The organism is Alteromonas sp. MB-3u-76, from assembly GCF_002831605.1.
Classification (GTDB): domain Bacteria; phylum Pseudomonadota; class Gammaproteobacteria; order Enterobacterales; family Alteromonadaceae; genus Alteromonas; species Alteromonas hispanica.
On sequence record NZ_CP025115.1, the window covers coordinates 132667 to 148273 of the forward strand.

General features: G+C 43.8%; 10 protein-coding genes. 6 read left to right on the top strand and 4 right to left on the bottom strand.

Annotation, left to right across the window (positions count from 1 at the left end; translation table 11 throughout):
• The first annotated feature begins 197 nt into the window (after window positions 1-197).
• The 4 genes from CW735_RS00635 to CW735_RS00650 all read left to right on the top strand — a co-directional run bounded on the left by CW735_RS00635 (window position 198) and on the right by CW735_RS00650 (window position 8178).
• Window positions 198-2267 carry a glycoside hydrolase family 31 protein gene (locus CW735_RS00635; RefSeq protein WP_100970697.1) on the top strand — a complete coding sequence of 690 codons (2070 nt, stop codon included), beginning with the start codon at window positions 198-200 and terminating at the stop codon, window positions 2265-2267.
• Between the two features lie 16 nt (window positions 2268-2283).
• Window positions 2284-4008 (top strand): solute:sodium symporter family transporter, encoded by a 1725-nt coding sequence (locus CW735_RS00640; RefSeq protein WP_071978229.1) that lies wholly within the window; start codon window positions 2284-2286, stop codon window positions 4006-4008.
• Window positions 4009-4322: 314 nt separating this feature from the next.
• Entirely contained in the window at window positions 4323-6704 is a 2382-nt protein-coding gene (locus CW735_RS00645) for a TonB-dependent receptor (protein ID WP_100970698.1), read from the top strand.
• A gap of 136 nt (window positions 6705-6840) precedes the next feature.
• On the top strand, window positions 6841-8178 hold the full coding sequence (locus CW735_RS00650) for an alpha/beta hydrolase family protein (RefSeq protein WP_232368337.1): 1338 nt from the start codon (window positions 6841-6843) through the stop codon (window positions 8176-8178).
• 61 nt (window positions 8179-8239) lie between these two features.
• Here the strand turns inward: CW735_RS00650 and CW735_RS00655 are convergent, their stop codons facing one another.
• A complete protein-coding gene (locus CW735_RS00655) occupies window positions 8240-9448 on the bottom strand; it encodes an alanine racemase (RefSeq protein ID WP_100970700.1) in 1209 nt (402 codons plus the stop codon).
• 146 nt (window positions 9449-9594) lie between these two features.
• On the opposite strand from CW735_RS00655, the gene CW735_RS20070 reads away from it, so the two are divergent.
• Window positions 9595-9699, top strand: a complete 105-nt coding sequence (locus tag CW735_RS20070) for a hypothetical protein (protein ID WP_442857501.1) — start codon at window positions 9595-9597, stop codon at window positions 9697-9699.
• Between the two features lie 3 nt (window positions 9700-9702).
• Here CW735_RS20070 and CW735_RS00660 read toward each other — a convergent pair whose 3' ends face one another.
• A complete protein-coding gene (locus CW735_RS00660) occupies window positions 9703-10059 on the bottom strand; it encodes a DUF6768 family protein (RefSeq protein ID WP_071978232.1) in 357 nt (118 codons plus the stop codon).
• Between the two features lie 321 nt (window positions 10060-10380).
• Window positions 10381-10953: an outer membrane beta-barrel protein gene (locus CW735_RS00665; RefSeq protein WP_100970701.1), complete on the bottom strand. Its 573-nt coding sequence runs from the start codon at window positions 10951-10953 to the stop codon at window positions 10381-10383.
• Window positions 10954-11459: 506 nt separating this feature from the next.
• Here CW735_RS00665 and CW735_RS00670 point away from each other — a divergent pair.
• Window positions 11460-14186 (top strand): TonB-dependent receptor plug domain-containing protein, encoded by a 2727-nt coding sequence (locus CW735_RS00670; protein ID WP_232368338.1) that lies wholly within the window; start codon window positions 11460-11462, stop codon window positions 14184-14186.
• A gap of 148 nt (window positions 14187-14334) precedes the next feature.
• Here the strand turns inward: CW735_RS00670 and CW735_RS00675 are convergent, their stop codons facing one another.
• Entirely contained in the window at window positions 14335-15555 is a 1221-nt protein-coding gene (locus CW735_RS00675) for an acyl-CoA dehydrogenase family protein (protein WP_071978235.1), read from the bottom strand.
• Window positions 15556-15607: the final 52 nt, after the last annotated feature.

The window sequence follows — 15607 nt, forward strand, 5'->3', positions numbered from 1 at the left end:
CAAGATGTATAGCGTACTTTTTACTGTATTTGTACTTTTATTGAGAAGATTGCTTGCTAGGCATTAGTTCAATTGATTTCCCTTTGAGGGTTTTGCCTGTTAGTTTACGTTTCGTTATAAAGAGAAAATGCTGATTGACACCATAGTTACATTTCATTAACTTATGTCTTATACAAGACATGTAGAGTAGTGATGAAATGAGTAACGCTTTTAGTGTAATTGAGCCAGATTGGAACGCCATTGACCCGGCAGAAATTGTCCAACCACCACACCTTGAGAGTGACGAAATTCTCATTGTACCTACTCAGCTAGGCGAACTTAGAATGTCCATAAGTAATTATGGGTTAAGAATTCAAAGTGCTGATGATAATCAAGCGGCCTACGGCATGCTCACTGCCACACCAAAAAATGAATCACTGACACTCTCTGGTGATAATGATAAATACTGTGTGACTGGTGGCCAGTATCGCTTGGAGTTATGCGCTTCACCTCTGCATTTCAAGCTTTATAAGGGCGAAACCTTGGTGCAGCAAAGTGCAACAGATGGACATTTTGTTCGCCAGCATCGCTTACCGCCTTTTGCAAAAACAGATGCTGGCTGGTTGATTAGCTTAGAACTCGGATATGATGAGGCCGTATATGGGCTGGGCGAAAAGTGGGCGAAGCTAGATAAGCGAGGTCAATTAATTCGGTCATACAATCACGATGCGTTGGGTGTTAATGCGGAAAAATCTTACAAGAATACGCCTTATGCGTGGAGCCCCGATGGCTGGAACTTATTTGTACATACTACATCGCCTGTCACTCACGGAGTAGGTTATGCGCTTTGGTCTCAGCGCGCTTATGTATGTTTAGTCGAAGACTCGCTGCTAGATATGTTTCTCTATCATGAAGATACCCCAGCAAACAGCATTCACACCTATAGTCAGCTTACCGGCTTCGCACCAACACCACCAACTTGGAGCTTGGGCGTCATTCTTTCAAAGGCGTATTACAAAGACGCAGAAGAGCTTTTAGCGGTAGCGCGAGAGGTTCGTGAAAAGGAAATGCCCTGCGACGTGATTACTCTCGACGGCAGAGCGTGGCAAGACACAGATACGCGCTTTGCATTTGAGTGGGACCCGTCACGCTATGCCGATCCTAAACCCGTTATTGATGAGTTAAAGGCGTTAGGGTTTAAAATTTGTGTATGGGAATACCCCATGATTTCAGTGAAGAACCCTTTGTTTAAAAAGGCCGCTGAAAAAGGTTGGTTAATTAAAGACAAGCGCACAGGCAAAGCCTATCGCTACGAATGGGACCTAAGCCCGTTTGGTGAAGTGCTCACCCCACTGCCAGATTCGGGTATTCTCGATTTTACCCACCCAGAAGCCTACGAATTTTGGAGGGAGTCGCATAAGCCTCTCTTCGATTTAGGCATAGATATGATAAAAGCCGACTTTGGTGAGCAGTTAGAAGATGACAATATGCTCTCGTACAGCGGTGACTCCGGAAATCGCCTGCACAATGTTTATAGCATGCTCTATAACCGCTGTGTATATGAGGCAGCCGAAAAATACTGCAAAACAGGCCCATTTTTATTTAGCCGTTCTGCGTGGACAGGCAGTCAGCGTTATCCGTCACAGTGGGGAGGAGACCCGCAGGCCGATTGGCAAGGTTTAGCGGCCAGTATCCGTGGTAGTTTGTCTTGGGGACTGTCTGGTGGTCCTTTCTTTGCAACCGATATTGGCGGCTTTTATAAGGATACACGAGATGCAGAGCTGTATGTGCGTTGGACCCAAGCGTCTGTATTCAGCGCTCATATGCGGCTTCACGGTATAGGCCCTCGCGAACCGTGGTCTTATGGCGAGGCAGCCTCAGCTGCCGTATTCGAGGCAATAAAGCTAAGGTATCAACTTATCCCTTATCTACAAAAAGTGGCGAAACAGGCAACAGAAACAGGGCTACCGGTGCAACGTGCCATGGTACTCGCGTTTCCAGATGAACCGCTATCTCACGGTTTCGAACAGCAATTTATGTGTGGTGATGACTTGCTCGTTGTCCCATGCGTGGTGCCGGGTGGGAAGTTGAAATATTACCTCCCGAAAGGAGAATGGGTGCGTTTCGAAAGCGAAGAAGTGGTAAGCGGCGGCGTCTATAGAGAAGAAACACTGGCGTTGAACGACATTGCAGTATTTGCGAAAAAAGGCAGTCGCATTGAATTAGGGCCTGATGTTCAGCATACCGACATGGATATGTCGAATGTAACCTTATGGCCTGCACAATAGCTGGCGAGGAGTAATAATGGATATCACCCTTACATTGTTGTCATGTATGGCGTTTATGCTTTTAGTGGCCGTCATTTCTTATATGAAAACAAAAGGCGAGGTGAATACTCAAGATGGTTACTTCCTCGCTGGTCGAGGACTAACCGGAACCTTTATTGCCGGCTCTATGATTTTAACCAATTTGTCTGCTGAACAGCTGATTGGGCTAAACGGTTCTGCTTTTGGCTATAACTTAAGTGCTATGGCGTGGGAAGTTACCGCGGGTGTTTCAACTATTATCATGGCCCTGGTATTTTTACCCCGCTACTTAGTAGGAGCATTTTCCACTTTACCAGAGTTTTTAAGAGATCGATTTGACGACAGTGTACGCCGAATGACTGTGGTGCTATTCATGGTGGGATACTCCTTGGTCACAATTCCTTCGGTACTTTATTCCGGCTCTATTGCTGTATTGCGGTTGTTCGATGTTCCGGGCCTGTTAAATTTGAGCTACGAAGCAAGTCTCGTATTAACGATTGTCGTTGTAGGTACTGTAGGTGCGCTTTACGCAATTTTTGGTGGTTTAAAAGCGGTGGCGGTGTCAGACACGATTAATGGTGTTGGCCTACTTATCGTTGGGTTACTGGTGCCAATACTTGGGCTTATAGCTTTAGGAGATGGCAGCTTTAGCGCCGGTTTAACTACTATTGCTACTACGGAAACTGAAAAGCTGAATGCAATAGGTGGGCCCGACGATCCCGTACCCTTCGGCACCATTTTTACCGGAATGATATTAGCTAACCTCTTCTATTGGGGCACCAACCAGTATGTTATCCAGCGTACGCTTGGGGCTAAAAATTTAGTAGAAGGTCAAAAAGGCGTGCTTTTTTCAGGATATTTCAAAGTACTAGTGCCCTTTATGATGATGCTTCCGGGTGTAATTGCATATCACCTATATCAAGATGAAAGCCTGCAAACTATCGATCTCGCCTATCCGCATTTAGTGAAAGATGTTCTACCACAATATCTGTCTGGCTTCTTTTTAGCCGTGCTTCTTGGTGCCGTGTTTAGTTCTTTTAATTCACTGCTTAACAGCGCAGCTACATTGTTTTGTTTAGACGTGTATAAGCCCTTTAAGAAAGACAATGTGAGCGATGAAAAGATAATTCGCGTTGCGAAAATTACCAGCTTGGTTATTGCGTTGCTGTCTTTTATTACCGCGCCGTTACTTATGCTAGCCCCTGACGGGTTGTGGCAAATAATTCGTATATTTACCGGCTTTTATAATATACCGGTTATCACAATTGTATTAGTGGGGCTATTTACAAGGCATGTCCCTGCATTAGCAGCAAAGGTGGCTATTATTTTCCATGTTATTGCATACGGGTTGCTAAAATTTGTGTGGGAGGTAGATATTAACTTCATTCATATTTACGCCATTTTATTTGTGATTGAACTGGCAATTATGCTGACCATTGGGCACATGTATCCAAGAAGCACCCCATGGCAGTTTACATTAAAAGCAGAAGTGAATATGACGCCATGGCGCTACGCTATTCCATGCGCCATTGTGCTCTTAAGCCTTATAGCAACGCTATATTTAATGTTCTCACCAATAGGCTTTGTGGGCGGTTTAAGTCAATCGTTTATCCCTATTTTAATTTCACTATGGGCAACATGCTTTATTGCCATTGGAATTAGTTTGAAATGGTGGCGAGCAAAGTATGTGCAAAGTCTTAAGCGCTTGGCAGTGGGCACGTAATTAATACGCAGAGACACATATATTGTCTCTGCTTATCCTCGCCATACTCAAAAACACATCAAAAAAATTAACATACCGTTTGCAAATGTATTTACAATTGTTTAACTTTATATCTCTTATATAAGACATCAGACATAAGATTTCTTCTATAAGACAATAATTAAAATGAAATGGCAATGTAGCCAATTATCAAAAAATAAAACACATGCTTCGGCCCTGCAGTTAACACGCCTTTCAATGTTTCGAAGTTGGATAAGTTCAACGTAAATAGTGAATGGCGAGAAGCATAAAAGGCGAATTCCTTGGAGAACAACATGAAAACAAGAAGGTCGATTGTTAGTCGAGCGGTAACGCTTGCAATGACATCAGGATTACTCTTCAGTGCACACGGCTATGCGCAAGACAATGAACAGGTTGAAGACGCTGTTGACGAAAAGTCACTCGAAAAAATTGTAGTAACGTCACAAAAGCGTGTGGAGAGTATTAGCGATATTCCTGTTGCCGTTTCAGTATTGCGCGAAGACCAAATTAATGCGGCCTTCGCTAATAATATTGAGGGCCTTCAGGCATTAGTGCCTTCTGTAAGCTTTCGAAAAGGAAATACAACGCGTAACTCGGCAATCACCGTTCGTGGTGTTGGTACTATATCTTTTAGTGTTGCTGCAGAACCAAGTGTATCAACCGTGGTAGATGGTGTTGTTCTTGGTCGTTCTGGCCAGGCATTTATGGATCTTTACGACCTTGAAAGAATTGAGGTTTTGCGTGGCCCTCAAGGTACCCTGTTCGGTAAAAATGCATCGGCCGGTGTAGTTAACATTACAACCAAACGTCCACGGGATGAGTTTGGTGGAATGCTAGAAGCTACGTTATTCCAAGGTAATGAATATCGATTACGAGGCAGTATGCATGGTGCCTTGAATGAAGACGCCAGCGGCAGTATTACTGTTATGAAATCTGGCTTTGACGGCTACATTGAAAACGTTTTCAACAATGAAATGGTTAACGGTTACGACAGAGAAGGCGTGCGAGCTATGCTCGATTATCGTATTTCTGATGATACCGAAATGCTTTTCATATTTGAAAATATGAAGTCAAATGATGACTGCTGTGCAGATTTAGAGTTAACGCCAAGTGGTCGACATCAGTCTGAGGCATCGCCTGATAGCACTGGTGTAGGAGACTTAGATTTAAGCCAACGACAAGTAGATCACGATTTTGAAACACGCACCATCGACGAGCATACTGCTTTCTCAATGCAGTTTGACACGATGATAGGCGACCATCAGTTTACCTCTATTACCGCATATCGCGACTGGGCAAACACTGAATTCCGTGAGGGTGATTTTACCTCTACCGCTGGGGATGACCCGTTCCCTGTATTTGGAGTGCCATTTCAATTGCACGATATAGGTCCACAAGACTGGAACCAAGTGTCGCAGGAATTCCGTATTGCCTCTCCACTTGGGAACGCACTTGAGTATCAAGGTGGTGTGTTCTGGTGGCAACAAAAATCAAACCGTAGCTTTACGCGAGACGCAAGTTGCCAGAACAATAACGGGCAATTCCCTGCAGCAATTAGTGCTTATTTAAGCGGCACGTTAGGCGTAGAAAACCCCAGTGAAGAACAAGTAAATCAGTTCATTGAAGATGAGTCTTTAAGTTGTTTGGCAAATGATATTGTAAGCGCCACAGCCTTTATGGAAACTGAGTTTCTAAACTACGCTGTATTTGCTGACGGTAAATACCACATTAACGACGATTTGCGCTTATTATTTGGTCTTCGTTACACGAAAGACGAAGTGAGCTTTTCTCACAATCGCCGCAGTAACGATGAGTATGCAAGGACCGGTGTGGGCGTTCGTGGTTTTGACACAGACTTTGATGGTGAAACCGACGAAACCGACTTGTCTGGTAAGCTTGGCGTGCAGTACGACATTAACGATAACAGCATGGCGTATTTTACCTTCTCGCAAGGTTACAAAGGTCCTGCGTTTAACGTGTTTTACAATATGTCGCCAAACGATACGCTCCCCATTGGCCCTGAAACCTCTGATGCCTATGAATTAGGATATAAATACGCTAGCCGTGACTTCGTTTTTAATGCGGCAGTATTCCGCACAGAAATTGACGGTTTCCAGGCTAATAACCCAGAATTGTTAGACGGTGTCTTCATTACTCGTTTAACCAATGCAGGGTCTATTATTACGGAAGGCGCGGAAGTTGACTTTATTTGGCAAGTGAGCGATCAATTTAGCTTGTTCGGTGGAATGGCTACCGTAGATGCTACCGTTGATGAGTTTAGATGCCCTGTAGGTTTAGATACATGCGATGGCAGATCAGGTGCCGACTTACCATTCTCACCAGATTTAAAATATTCTCTAAGCGGTGAATACGTTTGGGAGCTTAACGATATGGACGTTTACTTAAACGCATCTTACGTTTATACCGACGAAATATTTGCGGGTGGTCCAGGTACAACTGCCGAGACAAACCCTGAAGCATTGTTGCCAGATTATGGAATTGTAAACGCGAGCCTAGCGTTCTCGTTTAACGATGATGACGTTCGTATATCTTTAATTGGTAAAAACCTCACTGATGAGAGCTTTGTCACTACGTATAGCGGTGACAACTTCCGATATCAGATACCTCGCGATGCAGACAGATACTTTGGTATTCAAGCGCGCCTAAGATACTAGAATTGGCAATAAGTATAAGCCAGCGGTGATTTATTACCGCTGGCTTTTTTGTTTTTACTGATAGCTAAAGAGTATTACTTTTTACGTACTATCAATAGCAAACCAACTACTAATGCTTTTAAAAAGAGTGCATTCAATGAAAAATTTGTACCCATCTAGCTTTGTCACATTACTTACTTTCTTGTCCATGACGCTGGTAATAAGCACAAGTGTGAACGGCCAAAACAGAATTGATACACAGCGACCCGATGCCCCAAAATTAGCTGCTTATGGAAAACATAAGGTGGGTGTGCGTACACTTGAGCTTGTTAATCCAAACCAAATTGATGTGGTCAATATTGATACCACCGACCCAGATTCCCCCGTGATCCCAAGATACGACAGACCGCTCTCAGTGGAGCTTTGGTACCCAGCAGCTGACGATGCTAACGGTGGTAAGATACAAACCACTTATTTGCGAGATGGAACAACAGAAATTGAGATTAGCGGAAAGGCAATGCGCGATGCGAAACCGCTAAAGGATAGTGAGGCTTTTCCTTTCATTGTGATTTCTCACGGTTACCCAGGTAACCGCTATTTAATGGCGCATTTGGGAGAAAATTTGGCATCTAAAGGGTACATAGTTGCTGCTATTGACCATACTGACTCTACCTACCGTACTCTCGCAAGCTTTCAGTCAACGCTGGTTAATCGCCCTTTAGATCAAGGATTTGTTCTAGATGAAATGGAAAAAATGAACGCAACGCCCAGCTTCTTTTTGCATGGAATGGTGGATATAAACAATAGCGCCATCATTGGTTACTCTATGGGCGGATATGGTGCTGTTATCATGAGTGGAGCAGGCATAACTGAACAAGCAGTAACGTCAGATATGTTGGTACCATCGGGTCTTTTGAGCATGTATCAAAGTGGGGCAGCTTCACAATCGAGCAGGCCAGACCCACGCATTAAAACAGTGATAGCGTTTGCGCCTTGGGGAATGAATTATCGTTTGTGGAATGAAAAGGGGTTAGGGGAAATTGATATTCCTATGTTGTTTGTTGCGGGTTCTGTCGATGATGTATCGGGCTATGAGAATGGTGTGAGGGCCTTATGGGGTAAGGCGCAAAATACTGAGCGCGCACTTCTCACTTATGAAAACGCCAATCACGGTGCAGGAGCACCGATGCCGGCGCCCGAGGAAAGTTTTTACTTTAATACTGAGCTAGGCATTAATGTGAGTGAACATTACACCGACCCAGTTTGGGCCAATACACGAATGAATAACATTGCCCAGCACTTCGCAACTGCATGGTTAGGAAAGTATTTAAAAAACAACGATGCAATGAATAGATATTTAGATTTGGTGCCTTATTCAAATGAAGGCGTTTGGGCTAAAGATGAAAGTGGCGAAGAAAAACCAGAGCATACGCACTGGAAAGGCTTTAAAAATCGAACAGCAAAAGGTTTAAGGTTTGAATGGTTAAGGCCTTAACACTGCGAGATTAAAACCAAAGCAAAAAAACCGCTTGCCACTTTTGTGGCAAGCAACTTCTTCACCATCCCCCGATCGACAGCCACTTATCTATGACAACCCCATTTTCTACAACATAATAATGGTCGTATTGCGCCGCGGTGGCGCATGCATGATTAGGCAAGATTTCTATGGCTTTTGCTGCTGGAAATTGAGTGAAAATACTGTCGTTGTTCTCTGCAGAGCTATTTAAGGAACTGTCTATATGCTTTTCTGAATGGCTTTCTGGGCTTGCATTTGAAACCTCAGTAATAATACCGTGCTCTTGATTGGCGTCGCTCATAATATAGCGCGCCTCGTGGCTGCCTGAAGGAGAGACTAACCCGTAGCCATAATCTTGCGGGTGGTCGGCAGTACCTCTATCTCTCGACATGGCCATCCAACCTGCATCGGTGATTACCCAGCCTTTATCTTTTTGATGGCCTATTACCGTGCCTAATACCGACATAGCAATATCGTCTATGTCGCATACACCTAATCCCGCCATAACCAAGTCGAAAAAAACGTATACGCCTGCGCGTACCTCGGTTATTCCGTCTAGTTGGTCAACCGCAAATGCGGTAGGGGTAGAGCCAATAGAAACTGTATTGCAATGTATTCCCACCTCAAATAAACGCTTTACTGCGTGTAAGGTAAGGTCACGCTCTTGCGCCGCCATGTCTTGCTTTGCTTTTTCAGTAAAGCAGGCATAAGACTCACCCGCGTGGGTCATAACCCCCTCAAACTTTGCATGAGCACTATTTTTGATGTGTTTGGCAATAGAGAGAAGCGCATGTGAGTGAGGGTTTACCCCAGAGCGATGCCCGTCGGTGTCTAGCTCAATAATGACTTTGAACACGCAGTTGTGCTCCGCCATTTTATCAAGCACGAGCGACAGCATATCTTCGTTATCAATGACTATGGTTAGGTCACAGCCTTGCTGAATAAGCTGCGCTACGTGAGCTATTTTGTTTGGTGTAATACCCACCGCATACAAAATATCGTTCATGCCGTGTTTAAAAAAATAGTCTGCCTCTTTTAATGTTGAAACCGTAATGCCTTTAACGTTGCCAGCATCAATGATGGCCTTAGTTACCTCAATCGACTTATGGGTTTTAACGTGAGGGCGTAGCGTGCATTGCAAATTACCAATATGCGCGGATAACCGAGCGATATTCCGCTGCATTTTGGCTTTGTCTATCAAGCAGCAGGGAGTGGGTAAATCTTCAATGTTGGTTGGAGTAAAATGCATAAGCGCCACACTGTAATTTAGATATCATATACAGTAATGCACTAGCACTCATGTTTCGAGTTTAATTCTCTAGGCGAGTTTAGAGAATTACACTAACTCCTGAAATTGATCTTGACGGTGTCGGCTATGTTTTTCTCTCACAGCAAATAACAACCGTTCCAATAGACACTCTTAAAGTCGCAGTTGGAACGCTTGTGGAATCAATAGCTATACTTATCGACGCGATAGATTTTGCGATTACGGGTATTTAAACGCTAACCATTCGAATTCTGACGTAGCTGCATTAAACGCAGTTCTTTTGACAGAATATTTTGATTAGTCTGCATAAAGATCCATAACTTCACTGCAATTTGAATATTAACGCTCAAAATAAAGCACACTCCCCAAAAAACCTGATTATCGCTCGACGCATTAAAAAACTCATATCCACACCAAACAAGCAAAAAGGTAAATAGAATGGCCAGTAGGTAGCCAATTTTCATTATTCCGACGAATCTAGATTCGAAACCAAGCTTGAGGTAACTTTTAAGCCCTCCGTCTATAAGCTCATCGAGTTCTTCGGATTGCTTTTGCAATTCACGTTTTATCTTTTCATCAATTTCATTTTTCATCGCTTATTCCCTCTCATTTTTTTCAATAACTGCTTTGAGCGTGGTTCTTGCCCGATGTAACCTCGACTTTATGGTTCCCTCAGGAACGCCAAGTACCATCCTCAAAATTTGAACTAGCATACACACTCCACACCAAATTAATGAAGTAAAGACGTATCAAAAGTCAAATGGGTTCGTGGATTGTAAAAACTTTTTTCAAAAAGCAAATAAGCAAAAAAATGAAATAAAAAAGCCGGGTATGGAACTACCTACCCAGCTTTATCGTTAGCGCTTGAAACAACAACATTGCAAAACGTTACGCCATAATGGCGCTATTACAATTTAGAAATTATAACGTGCGTTTAGTGCAAATGTACTTAAGTCGTCAGATGCTTCATAACCTACACCCACAGCGAAAGCAGGAGAAAAGAAGTAATCAGCTCCAATAATAATTGACGTGTCGCTGCCGCTATCGCTGTCTATATATTTCACCGCACCGCGCAGCTCTACATTGTTCATTACCATAGAGCGTGCACCTGCAGTCAAGCCGTAACCATCTTCACTGTCAGATTCACCCGCACCAGATACTTCAATATCTTCATAGCTAACAATACCGAACAATTCTGTTTGGTTAGAGAGGGCATAGCGATAGCCTAAGCCCAATGTCAGCATGTCTAAATCTACTTCTAAACCAAAAATATCGTCGTTTTGTTGAGAGTAGTCACCGGTAACAAAAACGCTGTCGGTAACAAGCTTCGATGCAGAAATAGCAAAGCCATCTGGCTCGTATTCAAAATCAGAATCATCAAAGTCGGTCATTACGTAGCTGCCTTGCACGAAATCCCATGCAGGAGCTGCAGCGAAAGAGCCTGCAGAAATAGCACTTAATGCAGCAGCAAGAATTAGTTTTTTCATATATTCATTCCTTTTTTATAACGTGTTGATGGTTGGGAAACCAAAAGTACACAGCGGCTGGAATGTACGCTTTTCAAAAAGCTATGTCTCTAAGTTTCAATGGCTTATATGTTACTGAATGTTTTCATTTATACAGGGTTGTCATTTAATTTGTGACGCAAAAGGCAGGGTAAAGACCGGATGAAAATAGGAGAAATACGTAAAGTTTGAATCGTTTAAAAATGTAATTTTATTGTTAATTTTAACGGGTGTTTTTTAATCAGTTGTATCCCCTTGGTTAATCTTTATATAAAAATATTCATCCTAAAATTATATATTTTTAATATATAAAAGCTACAAGTCTTTCATGTGAATCAAATTAACGAAATGTTTGTACTAATAACCTATGTTGTTGTAGCATAATTTGCACGCAGGTTGAGATGACACGTCACCGCGTTGTATTACACATCACCAAACATAATAAGAGTAATATTTATACAAACACCACGTCTTGAAGGAGACACACATTGAACAAAAGTAACTTCCCAAAGGGTCGCAAACTTAATCGTATTACATCAGCGCTGCTTGCTGGCTCATTACCATTATTTGCCGCACTTTCTTTCCCCGCATTAGCGCAGGAAACGGAAGAAGAAAAAGAAAGTTTTGAAAATATTATTGTCACTGGTACGCGAATGACCAACCGCTCTGCGGCAGATTCTCCAGTACCTGTTGATGTGATTAGCGGTGATGAATTCCGTCAAAACTCGTCTTCTGACGTTCAAGATATGCTTCGAACTAACGTACCGTCTTTCGATGTAAACACACAGCCTATTAGTGATGCGGCAACCATTGTTCGTCCGGCGAACATGCGTGGTTTATCACCAGATAACGTGCTTGTGTTGGTTAACGGTAAGCGTAGACACCGTGGCTCTATTATCTCATTCTTAGGTGGTGGTATTTCTGATGGTGCACAAGGTGTAGACATTTCAGCGATACCTTCACTTGCCCTTAAACAGGTTGAAGTATTGCGCGATGGTGCATCGTCTCAGTATGGTTCTGATGCCATTGCCGGTGTACTTAACTTCTTGTTGCGCGATAACGACGAAGGTTTCGAATTGCGTGCAAACTACGGTTCTACCTATGAAGGCGATGGCGACAATTACACCATTTCTGCCAACGCAGGTTTCTCCCTCGGCACCAGCGGTTTTGTAAACGTAACGGCTGAAGTGCGCGATGTTGAAGGCACTATTCGCTCTGTGGTTCGTGACGATGTGGCCGGTATGGTTGATGCGGGCTATCTTGCTCAATCAGACTTCTCTACCATTAACGCTTACACCAACGAAGTTCCTCAGTACTGGGGACAGCCAGACGTTGAAGACGACGTAAAAGTATTTATCAACTCAGGTTACGAGTTTAGTGATGCCGCTGAATTATATCTTTTCGGTAACTACGGTCAGCGTACAGTAACTGGCGGCTTCTTCTATCGTAACCCGGTTACAGAAGGCAGCCAGCGCGGTGGTGTGTATGCCGGTCCATTGGTTGATCCACTCACTGGTCTTGAAGACCCGAACGGTGTTCACTCTGTGCTAGTTGGTGATTTAGACGGTGTTGGTGTCGGCGGAAGCTGTATTGCCGGTATTCCTATTGGCGGAAACGGTAATGTCTTTCCAGACCCAGATTTCCTTGCACAGGTTCAAGCAGACGATAACTGTTTCTCGTTCATTGAAACCATTCCAACGGGCTTTGTTCCTCGCTTTGGTGGTGACAATGAGGATATGGCTTTCACTGTAGGTTTACGCGGCGACTTAGAAATAGGTAACGGCCTTTACTATGATGTGAGCGCACAGCGCGGCTCTAACAGAACCGACTTCTTTATCAACAACACCATTAATGCGTCACTTGGACCAGATACGCCTCGCGACTTTAAACCGGGTGGTCAGGAACAAACAGAAACCTTGTTTAACCTTAACTTTGTGTACGGTGTTGATGTTGGCTTTGAATCAGATTTAAACGTAGCATTTGGTGCCGAATACCGAGAAGAAGAGTTTGATTTGTTCGCCGGTGATGCAGCGTCATTTGCGTTAGGTCCATTGGCAAGCCAAGGGTTTTCATCAAGCTCTAACGGCTTCGGTGGTTTCCCAAGCGACACCAGTGCCTCGCAAGACAGTACTGCGTTCTATGTGGATTTAGAAGCTGATGTTACTGAGTCTCTTACGTTACAAGCGGCGGTTCGTCGTGAGGACTTTAGTGAATTTGGTGATACTACCGATTTTAAATTAGCGGGTATCTTTCACGTAACTGACGATTTCCGTATTCGTAGTGCTTATTCAACTGGCTTCCACGCACCAACAGCTGGCCAGGCAAATATCACTAACGTAACTACGCAAAACGTAAACGGCGTGCTTATTGATCAGGGTACATTGCCACTGTCATCAGCAGCCGGTCAGTTAGCTGCCGATTTCATCGAAAGCCAAGGTAACGGTCGTCCAGACTTAGGCCCAGAGGAAGCGAAAAACTTCTCAATTGGTTTCTCTGCTGATATCGCAGATATGAGCTGGACTGTCGATTTCTACAATATCGAACTTGAAAACCGCGTAGCACTAGGTGCTAACGTAGACTTCCTGGATGCACTTAACTTTGCAGGTGGCGGTGCTAACTATGGCTCGGTATCTGAAGCATTAACTGAGCTTGATTCAGCGGGCATTATAGACCGTCAAAACTTTATTGGCCTAGATGATTTATCGCAGTTCAGATTCTTCTCTAACAGCTTTGATACCACAACTCGCGGTATCGATGTTGTAGGTAACTACAGTTTTGATGCATGGGGCGGTAGCTCTCGCTTAACACTTGCGGCTAACTACAATGAAACTGAAGTTGATGATGTAGGTACACTTAACCCAATTGGCGAAGGACGTGTTGCTGCCATAGAAGATTTGCTGCCTAACTTGCGCGGTAATATTTCTTGGACACACACTCAAGGCGACTTTAGAACCCTAGTAAGAGCTAACTACTTCGGTGGTTGGGACGACACGGGTAACGGTGTAGACGATATCGATGCGGAAGTATTGATTGATGTTGAAGTGGTGTATAGCTACAACGAATATCTTGACTTAGTAGTGGGTGCGAACAACTTGTTCGACACTTACCCTGAAGAAAACCCAAGTGCGGGTAGCCTAGGTCAGCTATATTCAGAAGCAAGCCCGTTTGGCTTTAACGGCGGCATGTACTACGTGCAGGCACGCTATACTTACTAAGCCTTTAAAGCTTTAGGTAAGTGAAAAGCTAAAAGTAACAACATAAAGAAATGCCGCTTTGTTTGTGCTCTTTTAATAGAGTATAAGCTAAAGCGGCATTTTTGTGTTTGGCATAAAGCGCTGAAATACGAGGTAATTTAACCCTAGCTTACTGGTATTTCTTAAGCTCTAGTCTAGATACCATACCTTTGTGCACTTCATCCGGTCCGTCGGCTAAGCGCAAGGCACGCGCCCCTGCAGCAAAGCGCGCTAGTGGGAAGTCGCTGCACATACCGGCTCCACCATGTAATTGCAGTGCCATGTCTACTACATCTTGCAACATATTAGGCACTACCACTTTAATGGCTGAAATTTCTGTCATGGCGTGTTTTACACCAAGGTTATCGATTTTCCAGGCAGCGTGAAGGGTTAGCAGTCTGGCTTGTTCAATTGCCATACGTGCATCGGCAACTCGCTCTAAATTACCACCTAAGCGAATAATAGGCTTACCAAAAGCCACACGTTCATGGCCTCGCTTAAGCGCCAATTCTAACGATTTTTCTGTCATGCCGATTGCGCGCATGCAGTGATGAATTCTGCCCGGCCCTAATCGGCCCTGCGCTATTGCAAACCCTTTACCTAAACCGGCAATTACGTTGGCTTTGCTTACCCGCACGTTGTCGAAATGCATTTCGCCGTGGCCGTATGGGGCATCAAAGTCGCCATAGGCATCTAGCATGCGTTTAATTGTAATTCCTGGTGTATCAAGTGGCACTATCACCATGCTGTGGCGGCTGTGCTTATCGTTATCTGGATTCGACAGCCCCATAAAAATAGTAAACGCTGCATTAGGATGGCCTAATCCGGTAGACCACCATTTCTTACCATTGATAACAACATCGTCGCCATCTTCAATAATGGTTGCCGCCATATTTGTAGCATCGGACGACGCTACATCTGGTTCAGTCATTCCAAATACTGAGCGTATTTCACCAGCTAATAACGGCGTTAACCATTTTGCTTTTTGTTCGTCGTTACCAAAGTGATAAAGCACTTCCATATTGCCGGTATCTGGTGCATTGCAATTAAAGATCTCAGGCGCAAATAAAAACTTACCCATACGCTCAGCCATAGGCGCATATTCGAGCGTGGTAAGCCCTTTACCTAATTCGCCATCGGGTAAAAACAAGTTGGCTAAACCCGCGTCACGCGCTTTTTTCTTCAGCTCTTCAGTTTTTGGGTGAAGCTTCCAGCTCTTCCAGTCGCTATGGTTATTTTCTTTATGATGAAAATCGTAAACCTCGTTTTCGATAGGCTCGATATGCTCAGCAATAAACGCATCTAGCTTTTCCAGCATTGCGTTAGTTTTGTCGTTATGTGAAAAGTCCATAGCTACCCTCGATAGTGAAATTGTATTCGGTTTTAGTCTGCGTATATGGCGG